Here is a 19,003-nt window from a genome sequence, read left to right on the forward strand (position 1 = left end):
ATCCGCCGGACCCGGCCCGATGTGTCGGCAACCGAACACCCCGCTGTCAAGGGTGCACAGCGGCCGTTCCGCGCCTTTCGCGGAGGTGCGAATCGGTTGAAGGGTTACGTTCAAGGCGAGTTGAGCGAGCGGTCCCCGTCGGCCGGACACACGTCCGGCCGGACCTCGCTCCTCAAGGTCCGGCCGGATAAGTGATGTTGACGACCCGGGTTGACCGGGCGGTCAGCCGCCGCCGGGCGTCAGCCGAGCAGCGTGTTCAGCTCGACCCCGGTGAGGCCGTGCGCCTCGGCCACCTCCTGGTAAACGACCTGGCCCTCATGGACGTTGAGGCCCTTGGCCAGCGCCGGATCACGGCGGAGCGCCTCGGCCCAGCCGTTGTTCGCCAGCGACACGACGTACGGGAGCGTGGCGTTGGTGAGCGCGTTGGTGGAGGTGCTCGGCACCGCGCCGGGCATGTTGGCGACGCAGTAGAAGACCGATTCGTGGACCCGGAAGGTCGGCTCGGCGTGCGTGGTCGGACGGGAGTCCTCGAAGCAGCCGCCCTGGTCGATCGCGATGTCGACAAGGACACTTCCCGGCTTCATCCGGGAGACGAGCTCGTTGGTGACCAGCTTGGGGGCCTTGGCGCCGGGGATGAGCACCGCGCCGATGACGAGGTCGGCGTCGAGGACGGCCTTCTCCAGCTCGAAGGAGTTGGACATGACGGCCTTGACCTTCGTACCGAAGATCCTGTCGGCCTCACGCAGCTTGTTGATGTCGCGGTCCAGCAGCGTCACCTCGAAGCCCATGCCGACGGCGATCTGGGTGGCGTTCCAGCCGGAGACCCCGCCGCCGATGACGACGGCCTTGGCCGGGGTGACTCCCGGGACGCCGCCCGGCAGCACGCCGCGGCCGCCGGCCGGGCGCATCAGGTGGTAGGCGCCGACCTGCGGGGCCAGCCGGCCCGCGACCTCGGACATCGGGGCGAGGAGCGGCAGCGAGCGGTTGGGGAGCTCGACCGTCTCGTAGGCGATGGCGGTGGTGCCGGACTCGATCAGGGCGTCCGTGCACTCCTTGGACGCGGCGAGGTGCAGGTAGGTGAAGAGGACCTGGTCCTTGCGCATGCGGTGGTACTCCTCCGCGATGGGCTCCTTCACCTTGAGCACCATGTCGGCGGTGGCCCACACCTCGTCGGCGGTGGGGAGGATCCGCCCGCCCGCGGCGACGAACTCCTCGTCCGTGATCGACGAGCCGGCCCCGGCGTTCGCCTCGATGAACACCTGGTGGCCGTTGCGCACGAGTTCGTGCACGCCGGCGGGGGTGATGGCCACCCGGAACTCGTTGTTCTTGACCTCGCGGGGGATGCCGACCTTCACGTCGATCACGGTCCTTGGCTCAGGGGGATTCTGGTGCAGTTCCATAGTTACCCGGATACGCCGGGCGTATCGGATGGACCGGGGCGACACCCGGCAGAGCCAGTCTAATGAAGGACTTCCAGCTGTCTAGCCTTGCAAAGTAACTTTCTCTGACGAGAAGACTACGGATTTCGCAGGCCGGAAGCATTGCCTTCCAGCAGTCGATCAGCGGCGGAACGATGCAGTCCGGCCGCGGCGGCGTCACCGAGACGCTCCAGCGTGTCGGCCAGCCGCAGCTGCAGCGCGGCCTGCAGCCGCAGGTCCCCGGCCCGGCGCGCCCAGGCCACGGCCTCCTCGCAGGTGCGCAGCGAGTCCTCCGGGCGGCCCGCGTACTCCTGGACCCGGGCCGCCTCGCTCAACGCCCGCGCGTGACCGGGCAGATCACCGAGCCGCCGGTAGCCCGCCGCGGCCGCCCGCCAGCTGCGCAGCGCCTCCCCGTACCGCCCGGCGTAGGTGTGCACGCCCCCCAGCCGCCCGTACAGCCGGGCCTCGTCGGCCCGCTCGCCCCGGGAGAGGCGCTGGGAGAGGGCGCGCCCGTACCAGTCAGCCGCCCGCTCCCAGTCCCCGAGCTCCTGGTAGGCGCCGCCTACGGATTCCATCGCCCTGGCCACCGCGTACGGGTCGTTTCCGCGCCGGCCGGCGTCCAGGGCGGCCCGGTACCGCGCCAGTGCGTCCTGGGTCCGGCCCGTCTGCGCGTCCAGGTCGGCCAGGTTCAGCAGCGCGGCGGCCTGCTCCCGGTGCAGTCCGCGGCGCACGGCCACATCCAGGACGAGCTGGTGCAGTCCGTAGAGCTCGGGCGCGGCCGGCTCCGTGCCGCGGTGCGCCACCAGGGCCCGGACGAGCGCGGAGATCAGCCGCCGGGCCAGGGTGTCCAGCTCCCCGTCGGCCACCGCGATCCGGGCGGCGGCGATCAGCACGGGCCGGCGCGCCTCCAGCCAGGCCCCGGCGGCCTCGGCGCCGGGGAACCGCAGGGCGCGCGGCAGCCCCGCGATCTTCCTGCGGGCCGCGGAGCCCTCGGGTTCGGTGACGGCGCGGCAGGACTGCAGCAGCCGTACGGTCCGCTCCAGCATCCGGGCCCGGGCGAGCTGCACCTCCGCGGGCCGCTCCTCCTCGGTCACCAGTGCCTGCAGCAGCGGGGCGAGGCAGCCGGGCACCTCGTACTGTCCGCCGCCCACCGGCTCGCCGCCCTCCGGGGCGCTTCCCCGTGCCACGCCGCCCTCCGCCACGCCGCCGGCGGCGTGCAGCAGCCCGAGCGCGGCGAAGTCCTCCAGGGTCGAGCGGGCCGCCGACACCGAGCATCCGGCCAGCGCCGACGCGATGTGCGCGTCCGCCCGCCCGGCGGGGGCGAGGGCCAGCAGCCGCAGCAGCCGCGCCGCGGACTGCGGCAGCGAGTCGTGGACCAGCCGGAACGCCCGGGCCAGCGGCCGGGCGCCGACGGGTGCCTCCGGATCGTCCGGCAGCCCGTGCAGCTGCTTGGTCGCGTCGGCGACCGAGGCCTGGGGCCGGGCCGCCAGCCAGCCGCCGACCAGCATCATCGCGGCGGGCTGCCCGCCGCACTGCTCGACCAGCGACTCGGCGGCCTGCGGGTCGACGGTGACCCGCACCGACCCGGTGAAACGGCTCAGCAGCTCGATCGCCGACTTGGCGTCCATGCCGCCGATGGTGCACGGCCGCACATCGGGGATGCCGGTGAGCGGTCCCTGCGAGACGGCGACGACCAGGCACTCCGGATTGTCCGGGAGCAGGGAGTCCACCTGCTCCGCGTCGGCCGCGTCGTCCAGCACGAGCACGCACCGCCGGCCGGCGAGGGCCTCGCGGACCATCTCGGTGAGCACGTCCTCGTCGGCGCCGGCCGGTGCGGCGGAGCCGAGCGTCTCCAGAAGCCCCCGCGCGGTGCGGCCGACGGGGACGGGTTCGCCGCCGGGCTCGGTGAGCCTGGCCCACAGCACCCCGTCCGGGTACGCGTCCGCCAGCCGCCGCGTCAGTTCCGCGGCGAGCGCCGTCCGGCCCGAGCCGGGCCGCCCGGCGACGAGCAGCACCCGGGCGCGAGGCGCCTTGCGCCCGGAGATCGTGTCCAGCCCGGCCCGCTCGATGTCGGCCCGCAGCGCCTTCAACTCCCGCTGCCGCCCGATGAATCGCCCACCCACGGCGCCAACGGTCCCATGTCCGGTCCGCTCCTCCGGCACGGGCCCTGCCTGCGACGGGCGGTTCTCGGACGAGGGCTCCTCGAAGTCCACCGCCTGATCCGTCACGGGCCACGCTCCCCAGTCCGTCACCGTACGAGCCGAGCCCGCACCGGGTGCCCGGGCGGGCGCTCCGAGCGTAGTTCAGGGATCACGCCGAATCCGGGAGAGCACGGCGGCGCGCGGCGGGAGTATCCCTCGATCGGATGAGCGGATGGTCACACCAGCCCTGGACCGGGGCCGTGCACCGGCCCTGCCTGCGGGGTGCCGGACGACGGCGCACCAGCGGCCCCGCCGGAGGCCGCCGCGGGCGGGCCCCGGCCTGCGCCCGGAACGGGCCGGCCGGCGGGCCCGGTCTGCGCCCGGAACCGGCGCCGGCCTACGCCTCGAACGGGCGGGCCGGCCAGGGCGCCTCGGCGGGACGCAGGGAGTCCGGTCCGTCGCCCGCGAGCGCCGCGGTCAGCGAGAGGACGCCGACCACCAGGCAGTTGTTGTGCAGCTCGCCGGCGAGCACGCCGCGCACCAGGTCCCCGAGCGGGACGCGGGCCAGCTCCATGTCCGCCTCCTCCTCGGAGACCTGGAAGCGCTCGCCCTCCACCTCGGACAGATCACGGGCCAGGAAGATCCGCACCGCCTCGTCGCAGCCGCCCGGTGTGGTGTACACGTCCGCGAGGACCCGCCAGTCGACGGCCTTGACGTGCGCCTCCTCGTACAGCTCGCGCTGGGCCGCGGTCAGCGGGTTCTCGCCGGGGACGTCGAGGAGCCCGGCGGGGATCTCCCAGAGCTTGTGCCGCACGGGATGCCGGTACTGACGCAGCACCAGGACCCGGCCGTCCTCGTCGAGCGCGACCACCGCCACCGACCCCGGGTGCACCTGGTAGTCGCGGCGCGCGACCGAGCCGTCGGGCATGACCACGTCGTCGGTGCGGACACTCGTCTTGTTGCCCCGGAACGGCGTCGCGGTGGCGGTGACCCGCCATTCCTCGGGGGTGTCCTTGATGGTCATGTGCGTGCGTCCTCCCATAACGCCGGAACCGGGGCGCGGGACGTCCTTCCGTCCCCCGCCCCGGCCACCGTAACGCCCTTCGCCCTACTCGCCCGTCCCGCGTCCTGCGTCCCGCGCCGCGGTCTTCCGCTCCACGGCCGCCTTCACCAGGCCGGCGAAGAGCGGGTGCGGACGGGTCGGGCGGGAGCGGAGCTCCGGGTGGGCCTGGGTCGCGACCAGGTAGGGGTGCACCTCGCGCGGGTACTCGACGTACTCCACGAGCTTGTTGTCCGGGGAGGTCCCGGAGAAGACGATGCCCGCCTTCTTCTCCAGCTCCGCCCGGTAGGCGTTGTTCACCTCGTAGCGGTGGCGGTGGCGCTCCTCCACGTACGGCTCGTCGGCGTATACCTCGCGGACGATGGAGCCCTCCGCGAGCTTGGCCGGGTAGAGGCCGAGGCGCATCGTCCCGCCCAGGTCGCCCGCGCCCTCCACGTACGCCAGCTGCTCCTCCATGGTGGAGACGACCGGGTGGGAGGTCCCCGCGTCGAACTCCGTGGAGTTGGCGTCGGGGATGCCGGCCAGGTTGCGCGCCGCCTCGATCACGATGCACTGCAGGCCGAGGCAGAGGCCGAGCAGCGGGATCCGGTTCTCCCGTGCGTACCGGATCGCGCCGACCTTGCCGTCGACACCGCGCTCGCCGAAGCCGCCCGGAATCAGGATCGCGTCGACGTCGCCGAGCTGCTTGTGCGCGCCCGCGGGCGTGCGGCAGTCGTCGGACGTGACCCACTTCACCTTGACCCGGGCCTTGTTGGCGAAGCCGCCGGCGCGCATGGCCTCGGTCACCGACAGATAGGCGTCCGGCAGGTCGATGTACTTGCCGACGAGCGCGACACTGACCTCGTGGTCGGGGTTGTGCACCCGGTCCAGCAGGTCGTCCCAGGTCGTCCAGTCGACGTCGCGGAACGGCAGGTCGAGCTTGCGGACGACATAGGCGTCCAGACCCTCGGTGTGCAGCACCTTCGGGATGTCGTAGATCGACTTGGCGTCGATGGCCGCGACCACGGCCGCCTCGTCGACGTCGCACATCAGCGAGATCTTGCGCTTGATGGCGGTTGGCACCTCGCGGTCGGCGCGGAGCACGATCGCGTCCGGCTGGATACCGATGTTCCGCAGCGCCGCCACCGAGTGCTGGGTCGGCTTGGTCTTCAGCTCGCCGGACGGCCCGATGTACGGCAGCAGCGAGATGTGCACGACGAAGACGTTGTCCCGGCCGACCTCGTGGCGGACCTGGCGGACGGTCTCCAGGAACGGCAGCGACTCGATGTCGCCGACCGTGCCGCCCACCTCGGTGATCACCACGTCGACGTCGTCCGTGGCCATACGGCGGATGCGGTGCTTGATCTCGTTGGTGATGTGCGGGATCACCTGGACCGTGTCGCCCAGGTACTCGCCCCGCCGCTCCTTGGCGATCACGGTCGAGTAGACCTGGCCGGTGGTGACGTTGGCGGAGCCGTCGAGGTCCACGTCGAGGAAGCGCTCGTAGTGGCCGATGTCCAGGTCGGTCTCGGCGCCGTCGTTGGTGACGAACACCTCACCGTGCTGGAACGGGTTCATCGTCCCCGGGTCGACGTTCAGGTACGGGTCGAGCTTCTGCATGGTGACCCGCAGGCCCCGCGCCTTCAGGAGCGCCCCCAGGCTGGAGGCGGTCAGGCCCTTGCCGAGGGAGGAGGCGACACCCCCGGTGACGAAGATGTGCTTGGTCGTCGTGGATGTCGAGGAACGAGCCGGCATGGCCAAGAGGGGGCTCCCGTGGTCGCGAGGTGGTCGTGCGTAACGGCGCCCACGGGGAACATCCGGGATCACCCGGGGTGCCGTCGCTGCGGTTCGGGGGCCGCCGTCCCTAGCGGGGGCACCACCGGTCCACGGGCTACCAGGGTATCAGCGCCCCGGGGAGACTGCTTCCGGCCACACGGGGCATGATGGCCTTCAGCGGGCTCCACCGGGGTTCACCGGGCGCTCACCCGTTCGGCCGCGATGCATTGCCGAGAGCGTCGCGCGGATCACCGGGGTGCGTCGTATCCTGCTCGGACACTTGATTCGGAATATCGCTGCCGAGCCAGGCCGGTGAACGGCACCACCCCCGCCTTTACCTCACAGTTTCGCCTGGGTGGGACACCCTTCCCGGAGCGAGCTCGTCATCAACCGACTGACACCCTTGACCGCAGTAAGTGCCACGCTGGGCGACGTGGCCGTTCGACTGGAGATCCACGTGGCCGGGCGCATCGAGGACTACGCACTCATCGGAGACATGCAGACCGCTGCCCTGGTCTGCCGGGACGGCACAGTCGACTGGCTGTGCCTCCCCCGCTTCGACTCGCATGCCGTCTTCGCAGGTCTTCTCGGAACCGAGGAGCACGGATTCTGGCGCCTGGGGCCGGCGTACCCGGCGGACGCGGAGCCGCCCGCGGCCAGCCGCCGGCGCTACCGGGGCGACTCCCTGATCCTGGAATCGGAGTGGGACACCCCCCGCGGCACGGTACGTGTGACGGATTTCATGCCGCCCCGCGACGGCGCACCCCAGCTCATCCGGATCGTGGAGGGCGTCAGCGGGCGGGTGCCGATGCGGTCGGCCCTGCGGATGCGGTTCAGCTACGGCCGGGTCGTGCCCTGGGTGCACAAGGTGGACAACCGCACGGTCGCCGTCGCGGGCCCCGACTCGGTGTGGCTGGACACCCCCGCCGACACCTACGGCAAGGACCTGACCACCTACTCCGACTTCACGGTCTCCCCCGGCGAACGGCTCGCGTTCACCATCAGCTGGCAGCCGTCGCACCACCAGCCGCCCGCGCTGCCCGACCCCGAGGGGGCGCTGGAGGCCACCGGGGAGTTCTGGCGCGAGTGGGTCGAGCACTGCACGTACCACGGCCCCTACCGGGAGTCGGTGGTCCGCTCGCTGATCACGCTGAAGGCCCTCACCTACGCGCCGACCGGCGGCATCGTCGCCGCGCCCACCACCTCGCTGCCCGAGGAGATCGGCGGCGTCCGGAACTGGGACTACCGCTACACCTGGCTGCGCGACGCCGCCATCACCCTCTCCTCGCTGCTGCGCACCGGCTACCGGGAGGAGGCCCGGGCCTGGCGGGAGTGGCTGCTGCGCGCCGTCGCCGGCGACCCGGAGAACCTGCAGATCATGTACGGCATCGCCGGTGAGCGGGAGCTCGGCGAGGCGGAACTGGACTGGCTGCCCGGCTACGAGGGCTCCGCGCCGGTACGCGTCGGCAACGGCGCGGCGAACCAGCTCCAGCTGGACGTCTACGGCGAGGTCACCGAGGCCCTGCACCTGGCGCATATGACGGGTCTGTCCCGCAACGACTACGCCTCGGTGCTCCAGCTGAAGCTGATCCGGTACCTGGAGGACCACTGGGACCAGCCCGACGAGGGCATCTGGGAGGTCCGCGGTCCGCGCCGGCACTTCGTCCACTCCAAGGTGATGGCGTGGGTCGCCGTCGACCGCACCATCAAGCTCATCGAGTCGGGCGACGCGGACGGACCCCTGGAGCGCTGGCGCGAGCTGCGCGACGAGATCCACCGGGACGTCTGCGAGAAGGGCTACGACAAGGAGCGCAACACCTTCACGCAGTCCTACGGGTCCAAGGAGCTCGACGCCGCGCTGCTGCTCATCCCCCAGATGGGCTTCCTGCCGCCGGACGACAAGCGCGTCATCGGCACCATCGAGGCGATCCAGCGGGAGCTGTCCACGCCGGACGGCTTCGTGCTGCGCTACCCGACGGCGGGCGACGAGGCCGGCGTCGACGGACTCGAGGGCGACGAGGGGGCGTTCCTCGCCTGCTCGTTCTGGCTCGCGGACGACCTGGCGATGATCGGGCGGGTGGACGAGGCACGCCGGCTGTTCGAGAAGCTGCTGTCGCTGCGGAACGACCTCGGGCTGCTCGCCGAGGAGTGGGACCCGAGGCTGCAGCGTCAGGTGGGCAACTTCCCGCAGGCGTTCAGCCATGTCCCGCTGATCGACACGGCGCTGCGGCTCACCGCGTCCGGCGCGTACGGCGGCTGAGGCCCCGCCTCCTTCCGCGGGCGACCGAGGCCAGGCGCTTCTTCGGCGTCCGGCCGAGGCCCCGCCTGCTTCCGCGTCCGGCCGAGGCCCCGCCTGCTTCTGCGGATGTGCGGGGCGGGACCGCTCGTACCTACGATGAGAAGGTCCTGTTCGCGCCCCGGAAGGGGGCATCATGGCGCCCCAACCGCTCGCGGAGCCGGCCCTGGCGGGACTCCGCGACTCCCTGGCCGGTGAGGCCATCACCCCGGGCGACGCCGGCTACGACGAGGCCCGGGCGCTCTTCAACGCGATGATCGACCGGCGGCCCTCGGTGATCGTCCAGTGCGAGTCGGCCGCCGACGTCGCCACGGCGGTCCGGTTCGCCCGGGAGCACGGCCTCGAGCTCGCCGTCCGCGGCGGCGGCCACGGCGTCGCCGGGCTGGCCACCACCGACGGCGGCCTCGTGGTCGACCTGCGGCGGATGCACGCCGTCACGGTGGACCCGGACGCCCGTACCGCCCGCGTCGGCGGCGGGGCCACCATGAGCGACCTGGACCGGGCCACCCAGCCGTACGCGCTGGCGACCACGGGCGGACGGGCCTCCACCACCGGGCTGGGCGGCTTCGTCCTGGGCGGTGGATCGGGCTGGCTGGAGCGGAAGTTCGGCCTCGCCTGCGACAACCTGGTGGCCGTGGACCTGGTGACGGCCGACGGCGCCGAGGTGCACGCGAGCGAGGAGGAGAACCCGGAGCTGTTCTGGGCGCTGCACGGCGGCGGCGGGAACTTCGGCGTGGCCACGTCCCTGACCCTGCGGCTGCATCCGCTGCCCGCCATGTCCGTCGCGTTCCTGTTCTTCCCCGCGGAGCGCGGGGAAGAGGTGCTCCCGGTGTACCGGGAGGTGCTGGAGTCCGCTCCGGACGAGACGGGCGGCGGCTTCATCTACCTCACCGGCCCGCCCGAGGACTTCATGCCCGAGCACCTGGTGGGGCGGGCCGTGGCCCTGGTGCTGGTGACATACGCCGGCCCGGAGCCGGAGCTGCGCAAGGCCGCGGCGCCGCTGCTCGGCCTCGGCCACGAGGCCGAGATCCTGCAGGAGCTCCCGTACGCCGAACTCCAGTGCATGATCGACGACCCGCCCGGGCTGCGGAACTACTGGTCGGCGGAGTACCTCCGGGCCCTGCCCGACCCGGCGGTGGACGCCTTCTGCGCCCGCGCCGACAGCATGATCGTGCCGTCGAACACCCAGCACATCCTCTTCCCGATGGGCGGGGCGCTGCGCCGCGGCGACTCCGAGTGGCCGCTGCCGTGGCGTACCGCCCAGTGGGTCCTGCACCCCTTCGCCATCTGGGAGGACCCGGCGGACGACGAGCGCGGCCGGCAGTGGGTCCGCGACGCCCGGACCGACATGACGCCCTGGTCGGTCGGACAGGTGTACCTGAACTTCATCGGCGACGAGGGCCGGGAGCGGGTGGTGGCCGGATTCGGCGCCGAGAACTACCGGCGGCTCGCCGGCGTGAAGGCCGCCTACGACCCCGACAACGTGTTCCGACTGAACCACAACATCAAGCCGGGCTGACAGTTGTCCTTCGAAGTTTCGCCCAGGTAGCGTCCCGGCAATGGAAACACAGGGCGGGATCACCGTGCAGCGGGCGCTCGAACTGCCCGCGCTGCGCGGCGGGCTTCCGGAGGTCGTCGCCGGAGCCGACCGGCTGAACCGCACCGTACGCTGGGTGCACGCCGGTGAGGTGCCCCACATCGCCTCACTGCTCAAGGGCGGCGAACTGCTGCTGACCACGGGGCTCGGGCTGGGCACCCGACCCGCGGAGCAGCGCGCCTTCGTGCACCGGCTCGCGGACCGCGGGATCGCGGCGCTGGTCGTGGAACTCGGCCCGCGTTTCACCCGGCTGCCCGCCAGCATCGTCGAGGCCGCCAGGACCGCCGGACTGCCGCTGATCCAGCTCCACCGCGAGGTCCCCTTCGTCTCGGTGACCGAGGAGGTCCACACCGAGATCGTCAACGGGCACTACGCGCTGCTGCAGCAGGCGGAGGAGGTGTACCGGCAGTGCACCCGCGCCCTCCTCGAAGGCGGCGGCATCCCCCGGGTGCTGCGCGTCCTGGCCGACTTCACCGCCAACCCGGTGTTCCTGGAAGCCGCCGACGGCCGGCTGCTGTACGCGGCGGGCACCGGCACCGGGCCGGCCGCGGCCGACCCGCTCCAGGTGTGGGAGGGGCTGCGCGGCCAGCGGTCGGCGCGGGAGGCGGGACCGCCGTCCGGGTCGGTCCTCGTGGACGTGCCCGGCGGAGGCCACGGCGCCGGCGCGGTACGGGCACGGCTCGTGCTGCTCGCGGTGTCCGGGCCGCTCCTTCCGGTGCACCGGATGGCTGCCGAACGGGCGGCCGGGGTGCTCGCGGTCGTCCTGATGCAGGCCCGGCAGGAGGAGGAGCTGGCGGCACGCGGCCGCGGTGACTTCCTCACCGACCTCGCCGAGGGCCGCATCGCGGCGGACGACGCGCCCGCCCAGGCGAAGGTGCTGGGATTCCGGCCCGGTGACGGCCCGCTGCTGCCGGCGGTGATGCGGCTCGCCCCCGAGCTCTCCCCGTCCGGCAACTGGGCGCTGCTGGCCCGGGCGGTGCTGGAGGAGCTGGCGTCCGTCGGTGTGCCCGTGCTGCTCGGCGTGCGCCCCGTCGAGGGGCGGGTGCCGCTGCTGCTGGGGCTGCGCTCGGAGTCGGAGCGTACGGCGGTGGCCGACCGGGTCGCGGCGGCGCTGCGCGCCGGCCTGGAACGGGCCGGCATGTCGGGTCCCGCGTGGGCCGGGTCCCATCCGCCGGTGGTCGTCGTCGGCGTGCCCGGTGGCTGGGCGGCGGCATCGGCGGGTCTGCGGCACGCGGCGGAGACCGCGGCGGCGGCGCAGGGGCTGCCCGACCGCCCGTGGTACGACGCCCGCCGTCTCGACATCGACCTGCTGCTGTGGCGGCTGCGGGAGCACCCGGACCTGGCGGCGTTCGTGGACCGCGCGGTCGGCCCGCTGCTGGAGCACGACCGCACGTCCCGCCCGCCGCTGCTGCCCACCCTCGCGACGTTCCTCGCCCACGCGGGCCGCAAGGCGGAGACGGCCCGCGAGCTCCATCTCAACCGCCAGACCCTCTACAACCGGCTGGCCCGCATCTCCGAACTCCTCGGCACCGACCTGGACGACCCCCAGACGGTCCTGGCCCTCTCCCTGGCCCTGCGCGCCCGCCGCCACACGCTGTGAGGGGCCGGGGGCAGGGGCCGCAGCCCGGGAGGGACGCCGCCGGGAGCCGCCGCCGGTGGGGTGGAGGTGCGCGTCCGCCCGGCGGGGGCCGGATGTCCGCGTCCGCCGGGGCGGTGGCCGGCCATCAGCGTCCGCCGAAGCGGGAGGCCGACCCGTCCTCGTCCGCCGCAGCGGAGGGCCGGACGTCCGCGTCCGCCGCAGCGGAGGGCCGGACGTCCGCTGCGGCGGAGCGGGGCGCGCCGGGCCGCGGGCGCCTCGGCGGGGTTCCCCGGGCCGGGGGAGCGGGCGCTCGCCGACGGTGAGCCCCTCCTCGGCGAGGAGTTCCTCCACGCCGTCGGCGAACGCGGCTCCGGCGCGGCGGTCGCCGTCAGGGCATACGCGGGCGGGCCGGCTGGGTGAGTTCGTCGTAGATGCTCAGGACCTGGGCGACGGTCTCGTCCTCCGTCGGCCAGGTCGCCGCCTGGGCGAGTCCCTCCGCCGCGAGCCGGCGGCGCCGGTCGGGTTCCGCCAGCAGCCGGCTGACCGCGGCGGCCAGGGCCACGGCATCCCCGTACGGCACGAACTCGGCTGCCGTGCCGACGAGTTCGGGCGTTCCGCCCACCCGGGTCGCCACCAGCGGCACCCCCAGCCGGAGTGCCTCCTGGGCGAGCAGCGAGCGGGCCTCCCACCTGCTCGGGAGCAGCGCGAGATCCGACACCGCCAGCAGTTCGCCGACGTCGTCGCGATGGCCGAGGAGGCGGACCGGCAGGCCCTCCCCGTCGATGCGCCGCTGCAGCGCGGCGCGTTCCCGCCCCTCCCCCGCGATCGCGACCAGCGGAACGGGGTCGAGCCCGAGCCACCGGTGGGACGCGTCGAGCAGGGTGCCGTGACCGCGACCGCGTTCGAGCCTGCCGACGGCCGTCAGCAACGGCCGCTCGACCGCGCCCAGTTCGGCCCGCATCTTGCTCTCCGGACGGTCCGGGTGCGGGGACGGCACGGCCACGGGGGCCAGGCGGGCATCGCGCGCGCCGCGGCTCCGGGCCCGGTCCACCAGCTCGGACGACGTACCGAGCACGACCGCCGCCGCCCTCGCCACCCTCCGCTCCAGCATCCGCGTCACCCTGCCGCGCGCCCCCGCGGTCCGGGGCCGGGTGTGCAGGGTGACCACCAGCGGCACGGGCCGTCCGCTGATCGCCAGGGAGGTCCGCACCGCGGCGTCGAGGCCGTGGGCGTGGACGACGTCCGCTCCCGCGCACGCCGCCCGGAGCGCCCCGACCGCCGCCGGGTCGCTGCGGCGCGGCACGGGCACGAACCGCGCCCCGGCGCCGGGGAAGTCGTATGCCTGCTCCAGGGGTGCGGGCGCGCACACGGTCACCCCCACTCCCCTCGCCACCAGGCCCCCGGCCAGTGACCTGACGTGAGCGCTGCTGCCCGCGCTGCCGCCGCCCAGTACCTGGACCGTACGCAGCTGTGTCACGCGCCAAGGATGCCAGTCCGTACGCACGTTCCGGCACCGCCGGGATGTCGTTCCCGTGTCCGCGGCCTCAACGGCCCCACGCGTATCACCCACACGGGTGAGCGCACACGGGCTGCCATCCGCACGTCCGAAACGGTTCCGCGACCTGATTGCCGGGTGGGAGGCGTGCGCGCCCGAAGTCCCCGGCAAGCCTCGGGCGTCATTGGCGCGCTCCGACCGCGCACGGCGCGGCGCGCGCGCCCGCCCCCGCGCCGTACACCACCCGGGCGACCGTCACGATCCCGCCGCCCGGCCCCACGGGCCCGTCGCGTCGAACGAGCGCAGGAACTCGTCCCTGCGATGAGTCACCCGCTGCACGAGGGCGAGCACGGCCGGGGAGACGGTCGCCGCCGCCCCTGTGGCCAGCGCGTCCGCGACGTACCTGCCCAGCTCCGGCCGCAGGCCGTCGACGAGCTCGCAGAGCCGGCCACGGGCGGGGTCTTCGGCCGCACGGCCGTCGTGGAGCGCGTCCTGCAGCGCGGGCCCACGTGGCCGGGCATACGGGCCGCATCCTGAGCAGGGTCCGGAGCGGGAGCGTCCGGAGTTCGCGCGAGGGCCGGTCCTCCCGGCCTGCCAGGACCGGTACTCGATCGGTCGTCGCCCGCTCCCGGGCAACCGGTGCGTACGCCGGTCCGGCACGGAACCACCCTGCCGGACCCGCTTCGGCACGCTGCTTCGGCAGGAAGGGCGCCGCGGCACGGGGACGCCCCGGCGGGGCCACCGGGCACGTCCGGTCCCGGGCCTCGTGCCCGGACCTCCCGCGCGTCCGGTCCCGGGCGCGCGCTCAGACCTCCGCGCGCGCCGTCGCCAGCAGTTCCTCCGCGTGCGCCCGCGCCGTCTCCGAGTCCTCCTGGCCGGCGAGCATCCGGGACAGCTCGCGCACCCGGTCCTCTCCCTGGAGGACCGTGACGCCGGACCGGGTCACCGATCCGTCGTCGGTCTTCTCGACCAGCAACTGCCGGTCCGCGAACGCCGCCACCTGCGGCAGGTGCGTCACCACGACCACCTGCGCGGACTTCGCGAGCTTGGCGAGGCGCCGGCCGATCTCCACCGCAGCCTTGCCGCCGACGCCCGCGTCGACCTCGTCGAAGAGGTACGTCGGCACCGGGTCGGTGCCCGCGAAGACGACCTCCACCGCCAGCATCACGCGCGAGAGCTCTCCGCCGGACGCGCCCTTGGCGATCGGCCGCGGCTGCGCGCCCGGGTGCGGGGCGAGCAGCAGCTCGACCTCGTCGGCGCCCGACGACGTGTAGGCGACGGTCCGCCCGCCGACCTCGACACCCTCGGGGTCGTCGGTCTGGCGTACGGCGATCGTGACGCGCGCGTGCGGCATCGCGAGGTGCGCCAGCTCCGCCGTCACCGCCTCCGCGAACCGGGCCGCCGCAGCCGTACGGGCGTCCGTCAGCGCCTGGGCGAGGCCGGACAGTTCGGTGCGCAGGGCGTCGCGTTCCGCCGTCAGCTCGCCGATCCGGTCGTCGTCGCCCTCGAGTTCCGTCAGCCGGGCGGCGCCGTCCTCGGCCCAGGCCAGGACGGCGGCGATGTCCTCTCCGTACTTGCGGGTGAGCCCGCCGAGCGCGGATCGCCGCTCCTCGACCGCCGCGAGCCGCAGCGGATCGGCGTCGAGGTCGTCGGCGTACCCGGCGAGTTCGCCCGCGACGTCGGCGAGCAGAATGGAGATCTCGCCCATCCGGTCGGCGAGCGCGGCCAGCGCCGGATCGTGCGCACGTACGGCGTCCAGGGCCCGTCCGGCTCCGGCGACGAGCGTGGCCGCGTCGACGCCCTCGGGGTCCTCCGGGTTCCCGGCGAGCGCCGCGTGCGCCACGGAGGCGGCGGAGGCGAGGGCCTCGGCGTGCCCCAGCCGCTCGGCCTCGGCGGCCAGCTCCACGTCCTCACCGGCCCGCGGTTCCACGGCCGCGACCTCGTTCAGCCCGAAGCGCAGCAGGTCGGCTTCCTGGGCACGCTCGCGGGCGCGGGTGGTGAGTTCGGCCAGCTCGGCGGAGACGGCCTTCAGCCGCCGGTACGCGGCCGCGTACTCGGCGTGCGGCCCGGCGACCGCGTCCCCCGCGTACCGGTCCAGGGCCTGCCGCTGGCGGGCGGGCTTCAGCAGCCCCTGCTGGTCGGTCTGCCCGTGGACGGCCACGAGCTCGTCGGCCAGCTCGGTCAGCATGCCGACCGGAACCGAACGCCCGCCGAGGTGCGCCCGGGAGCGGCCCTCCGCGGAGATCGTCCGGCTGATCAGCAGCGCCCCGTCGTCGAGTTCGGCGCCCGCCTCCTCGGCCCGTACGGCCACGGGAGCCCCCGCGGGTACGCTGACCCGCCCCTCCACGACGGCCGACCTGGCGCCGATCCGTACGAGGGCGGGGTCGGCGCGCCCGCCGAGCAGCAGCCCGAGGCTGGTGACGACCATGGTCTTGCCCGCACCGGTCTCACCGGTGACCGCCGTGAACCCCGGCGACAGCTCGACGACGGCGTCGTCGATGACCCCGAGCGACCGTATCCGCATCTCCTCCAACACGGGGAAGACCTTACGAGGTCCGGGGCCGGGTGTGCGACGGCCCCCGCCTCCCGGGTACGCATCCGCAGGTCGGCGCGCCCCTCATCACCCGTGGGGGTGGCCGGCGCGGGGGCGGGCGGACCCCGTCGCGGCGGGACGGCACGAGGGCCGCCGGGCCGGCACGAGGGCCCTGGCCACGGGGGCGGCAGGCACACGCGAGGAGCCTGGCCCCCAGGGCGCCGTGCACGCGCGAGGGTCTGGCTCCGAGACGGCAGACCGGGGGTAGGGCCACCGGCAGCGTGCCGGCAGGGCGGGCCGGGGACCGCGGGCGGCGTGCCGAGGGACGCTCCGCCGACCCGGGCCACCGGCCCCGTCACCCGCCGCGCCTGGCACTCGCACTGCACCCCGCGCCCTTCCGGCAGCGGGCACCCTTGCGGCAGCGAGCACTCGTACGGCGTCCCGCCGCACGGCTCCGGTCAGGTGTCGCCGTGCGGGGCGCCCCGCCAGCCCGAGACCGGCAGCGCGAACTTCGCCACCAGCCGGTCCGTGAACGACGCGTGGTGCAGCCGGGCCAGCCGTACGGGCACCTTGCCGCGCCGCACCTCCACCCGCGCCGCCGCCGGGAGCTCGACGGCGCGGCGCCCGTCGCACCACAGCACACCGTGCGGGGTGTTGGGCTGCACCTCGACCGCCAGGACCGACGACGGCGAGGTGACCAGGGGCTTGGCGAACAGGGCATGGGCGCTGATCGGCACCATCAGCAGCGCCTCCACCTCGGGCCAGACCACCGGCCCGCCCGCCGAGAACGCGTACGCGGTCGACCCGGTCGGCGTGGCGCACACGATGCCGTCGCAGCCGAAGCCGCTCACCGGCCGCCCGTCGATCTCCAGGACGACCTCCAGCATCCGCTCCGGGGACACCTTCTGCACGGCGGCCTCGTTCAGCGCCCAGTCACGGTGCACGATGTCGCCGTTGCGGCGCACGACCACGTCGACGGTCATCCGCTCCTCGACCTCGTACTCCCGGCTCACCACCCGGTCGACGACCCGGTCCAGGTCGTCCCGCTCCGCCTCGGCGAGGAACCCGACCCGCCCCAGGTTGACCCCGAGCATCGGAACCCCCGAGGCCCGGGCGAACTCGGCGCCGCGCAGCAGGGTGCCGTCACCGCCGAGCACGATGAGCAGCTCGCACCCGTCGAGCACCTCCGGCGTCGCCTCGGGCACGGTCTCCACGGACCGCGGCAGCGGGAGGTCGGCGGCCTCGAAGGCGAGCACCCGCACCCCGATGCCCGCGCGCAGCAGTCCCTGGACGACGAGTTCGGCGCTGCGGATCGCCGCGGGCCGGCCGGTGTGGGCCAGCAGGAAGACGGTACGGGTCCGGGCCCGCGCGTCCAGGGTGGTCTCACTCGTATCGGTCAACGCGGCCCCTCCGCCACTGCGCGCTCGACGTCCGCCGGGTCGAGCTCCGGCGCCCCGGCCCGGAGCCAGAGAAAGTACTCGACATTGCCCGAGGGGCCCGGCAGCGGACTGGCGGTCACGCCCAGCACGCCGAGCCCCAGCTCGCCCGCCTGTCGCGCCACGGTCCGCACCGCCTCGGCACGCAGCTCCGGGCTGCGGACCACTCCGCCGCTGCCGAGGCGCTCCTTGCCTACCTCGAACTGCGGCTTGACCATCAGGACGAGATCGGCGCCGGGCGCCGCGCAGCGCACCAGCGCGGGCAGCACCAGGCCCAGCGGGATGAAGGACAAGTCCCCGACGATCAGGTCCACCGCCTTCCCGCCGATCGCCTCCAGGGTCAACTCACGGACATTCGTACGGTCCTTGACCGTCACGCGTTCATCGCTGCGGAGCGACCAGGCCAGCTGTCCGTACCCGACGTCGACGGCGACGACATGGGCGGCGCCGGCCCGCAGCAGCACATCGGTGAACCCGCCCGTGGAGGCGCCCGCGTCCAGCGCCCTGCGCCCTTCCGTCCTCAGGCCCCGCGGCACGAACGCCGCGAAGGCGCCGGCGAGCTTGTGGCCGCCGCGTGAGACGTACTCGGGGTCGCCGTCGTCCTGGGCGACGACGATGGGGGCACTGGTCTCCACCTGGGTGGCGGGCTTGGCGGCGGTGTTGCCGCCGACGGTCACCCGGCCCGCCGCGATCAGCTGGCTCGCGTGCTCGCGCGAGCGGGCCAGCTTGCGGCGTACCAGCTCGGCGTCGAGACGGCGGCGTGCCACTCCTGCCACGTTCGGTTCAGCTCCTGGGGTCGTGCGAGTCGTCCGGTCGGGCGTCCAGCGCGGTCAGCGTGTCGCGCAGCCCTCTGTGTACATCCTCGTACACCTCCAGGTGGCCGTCCGCGGGGAGGTGGTCGGCGTCGGCCAGCCGCTCGAGGTGCGCGTCGACCCCGGCGTGGCCGGTGGGGACGCGCTGGACGCCGAGGGGCGCGGGGGCGGCCGGATCGTACGCCGGCTCCCCGGCCGCGACGGTGGCACCCGTGGCGTCCTGGGTCACGGCGATACCCGTGGCGGCCTCGGTGACGGCGGTTCCGGTGCCCTCCCGGGTGACGGCAGCGCCGTCGGCGGGCGCGGTGGCGTGTCGCGCGTCCGGCGGGCCCGCCGCGGGGCGGGGCACCGGGAACGGCTCCCCGGAACCGCCCTGCGCCGCCCCGTACGGCTCGTGCGCCGCCGGGAGCGTCTCGTTCGCGTCGCTCATGCCCAGACGCTACCGCGAAGCCCTGGGGTACCGTCGATCACAATGGCGACGACAGAGGAGTGCCGCGGCGCACTCGACAGACTTTCGGACAATCTCGCGAAAGCGGACGGCGACGTGCGCAGCGCGGCCACCCTCGACCGCTCCCTGAGCTGCCACATCAGGGACCTGGACCTCACCTTCACCGGTCGCCTCGCGGAGGGCCGGATCGCGGTCCTCGACACGCTCGACGGACCGCCCCCGGAGAAGGCCGACATCCGGCTGGAGATGACCGGCGACGACCTGGTCGCGATGGTCGACGGGCGGCTGAACTTCGCGAAGGCCTGGGCCTCGGGCCGGGTCAGGCTCGAGGCGGGTTTCCGCGATCTGCTGCGGCTCAGGGCACTGCTGTAGTGCCGGAGTGCCGCCGCGGCCAGGGCAACCGCAGTCGCCCGCGGCGCCGCCGCGGCCACCG

Annotated in this window: 14 protein-coding genes; 5 read left to right on the plus strand and 9 right to left on the minus strand. The window is 74.2% G+C overall.

Annotation, left to right across the window (positions count from 1 at the left end):
• Positions 1 to 239: 239 nt before the first annotated feature.
• From ald to DDW44_RS07275, 4 genes are all read right to left on the minus strand, one after another.
• The gene (gene ald / locus DDW44_RS07260) at positions 240 to 1,355 is read right to left on the minus strand and encodes an alanine dehydrogenase (RefSeq protein ID WP_108908757.1); all 1,116 of its coding nucleotides are present in this window, start codon (positions 1,353 to 1,355) and stop codon (positions 240 to 242) included.
• Positions 1,356 to 1,516: 161 nt separating this feature from the next.
• Positions 1,517 to 3,646, minus strand: a complete 2,130-nt coding sequence (locus tag DDW44_RS07265) for a tetratricopeptide repeat protein (RefSeq protein ID WP_108905915.1) — start codon at positions 3,644 to 3,646, stop codon at positions 1,517 to 1,519.
• A gap of 310 nt (positions 3,647 to 3,956) precedes the next feature.
• Positions 3,957 to 4,583: an NUDIX domain-containing protein gene (locus DDW44_RS07270; protein WP_017945275.1), complete on the minus strand. Its 627-nt coding sequence runs from the start codon at positions 4,581 to 4,583 to the stop codon at positions 3,957 to 3,959.
• An 84-nt stretch (positions 4,584 to 4,667) separates the two neighbouring features.
• Complete coding sequence (locus DDW44_RS07275) at positions 4,668 to 6,353, minus strand: CTP synthase (RefSeq protein WP_017945274.1); 1,686 nt, start codon at positions 6,351 to 6,353, stop codon at positions 4,668 to 4,670.
• A 478-nt stretch (positions 6,354 to 6,831) separates the two neighbouring features.
• Between DDW44_RS07275 and DDW44_RS07280 the strand changes: the two genes are divergently transcribed.
• The 3 genes from DDW44_RS07280 (at position 6,832) to DDW44_RS07290 (ending at position 11,867) form a co-directional block, all read left to right on the plus strand.
• Positions 6,832 to 8,634: a glycoside hydrolase family 15 protein gene (locus tag DDW44_RS07280; protein ID WP_017945273.1), complete on the plus strand. Its 1,803-nt coding sequence runs from the start codon at positions 6,832 to 6,834 to the stop codon at positions 8,632 to 8,634.
• Positions 8,635 to 8,806: 172 nt separating this feature from the next.
• A complete protein-coding gene (locus DDW44_RS07285) occupies positions 8,807 to 10,189 on the plus strand; it encodes an FAD-binding oxidoreductase (RefSeq protein ID WP_018892743.1) in 1,383 nt (460 codons plus the stop codon).
• A gap of 40 nt (positions 10,190 to 10,229) precedes the next feature.
• Complete coding sequence (locus DDW44_RS07290) at positions 10,230 to 11,867, plus strand: PucR family transcriptional regulator (RefSeq protein WP_108905916.1); 1,638 nt, start codon at positions 10,230 to 10,232, stop codon at positions 11,865 to 11,867.
• Positions 11,868 to 12,234: 367 nt separating this feature from the next.
• Here the strand turns inward: DDW44_RS07290 and DDW44_RS07295 are convergent, their stop codons facing one another.
• Positions 12,235 to 13,323, minus strand: coding sequence for a glycosyltransferase family 4 protein (locus DDW44_RS07295; RefSeq protein WP_108905917.1), 1,089 nt, complete (start codon positions 13,321 to 13,323; stop codon positions 12,235 to 12,237).
• Between the two features lie 339 nt (positions 13,324 to 13,662).
• On the opposite strand from DDW44_RS07295, the gene DDW44_RS31985 reads away from it, so the two are divergent.
• Entirely contained in the window at positions 13,663 to 13,878 is a 216-nt protein-coding gene (locus tag DDW44_RS31985) for a hypothetical protein (RefSeq protein WP_167455477.1), read from the plus strand.
• Positions 13,879 to 14,146: 268 nt separating this feature from the next.
• Here DDW44_RS31985 and recN read toward each other — a convergent pair whose 3' ends face one another.
• From recN to DDW44_RS32630, 4 genes are all read right to left on the minus strand, one after another.
• On the minus strand, positions 14,147 to 15,865 hold the full coding sequence (gene recN / locus DDW44_RS07300) for a DNA repair protein RecN (RefSeq protein WP_018892738.1): 1,719 nt from the start codon (positions 15,863 to 15,865) through the stop codon (positions 14,147 to 14,149).
• A 467-nt stretch (positions 15,866 to 16,332) separates the two neighbouring features.
• On the minus strand, positions 16,333 to 17,274 hold the full coding sequence (locus DDW44_RS07305) for an NAD kinase (RefSeq protein ID WP_017945266.1): 942 nt from the start codon (positions 17,272 to 17,274) through the stop codon (positions 16,333 to 16,335).
• Positions 17,271 to 18,086 carry a TlyA family RNA methyltransferase gene (locus DDW44_RS07310; RefSeq protein ID WP_108905918.1) on the minus strand — a complete coding sequence of 272 codons (816 nt, stop codon included), beginning with the start codon at positions 18,084 to 18,086 and terminating at the stop codon, positions 17,271 to 17,273. The genes DDW44_RS07305 and DDW44_RS07310 overlap by 4 nt, the downstream gene beginning before the upstream one ends.
• 7 nt (positions 18,087 to 18,093) lie before the next feature.
• Positions 18,094 to 18,357 (minus strand): hypothetical protein, encoded by a 264-nt coding sequence (locus DDW44_RS32630; RefSeq protein ID WP_244224188.1) that lies wholly within the window; start codon positions 18,355 to 18,357, stop codon positions 18,094 to 18,096.
• A 237-nt stretch (positions 18,358 to 18,594) separates the two neighbouring features.
• Here DDW44_RS32630 and DDW44_RS07320 point away from each other — a divergent pair, with 237 nt between their 5' ends.
• Positions 18,595 to 18,942, plus strand: a complete 348-nt coding sequence (locus DDW44_RS07320) for an SCP2 sterol-binding domain-containing protein (protein WP_026164868.1) — start codon at positions 18,595 to 18,597, stop codon at positions 18,940 to 18,942.
• Positions 18,943 to 19,003 lie beyond the last annotated feature (61 nt).

The organism is Streptomyces tirandamycinicus (assembly GCF_003097515.1).
GTDB classification, from domain to species: domain Bacteria; phylum Actinomycetota; class Actinomycetes; order Streptomycetales; family Streptomycetaceae; genus Streptomyces; species Streptomyces tirandamycinicus.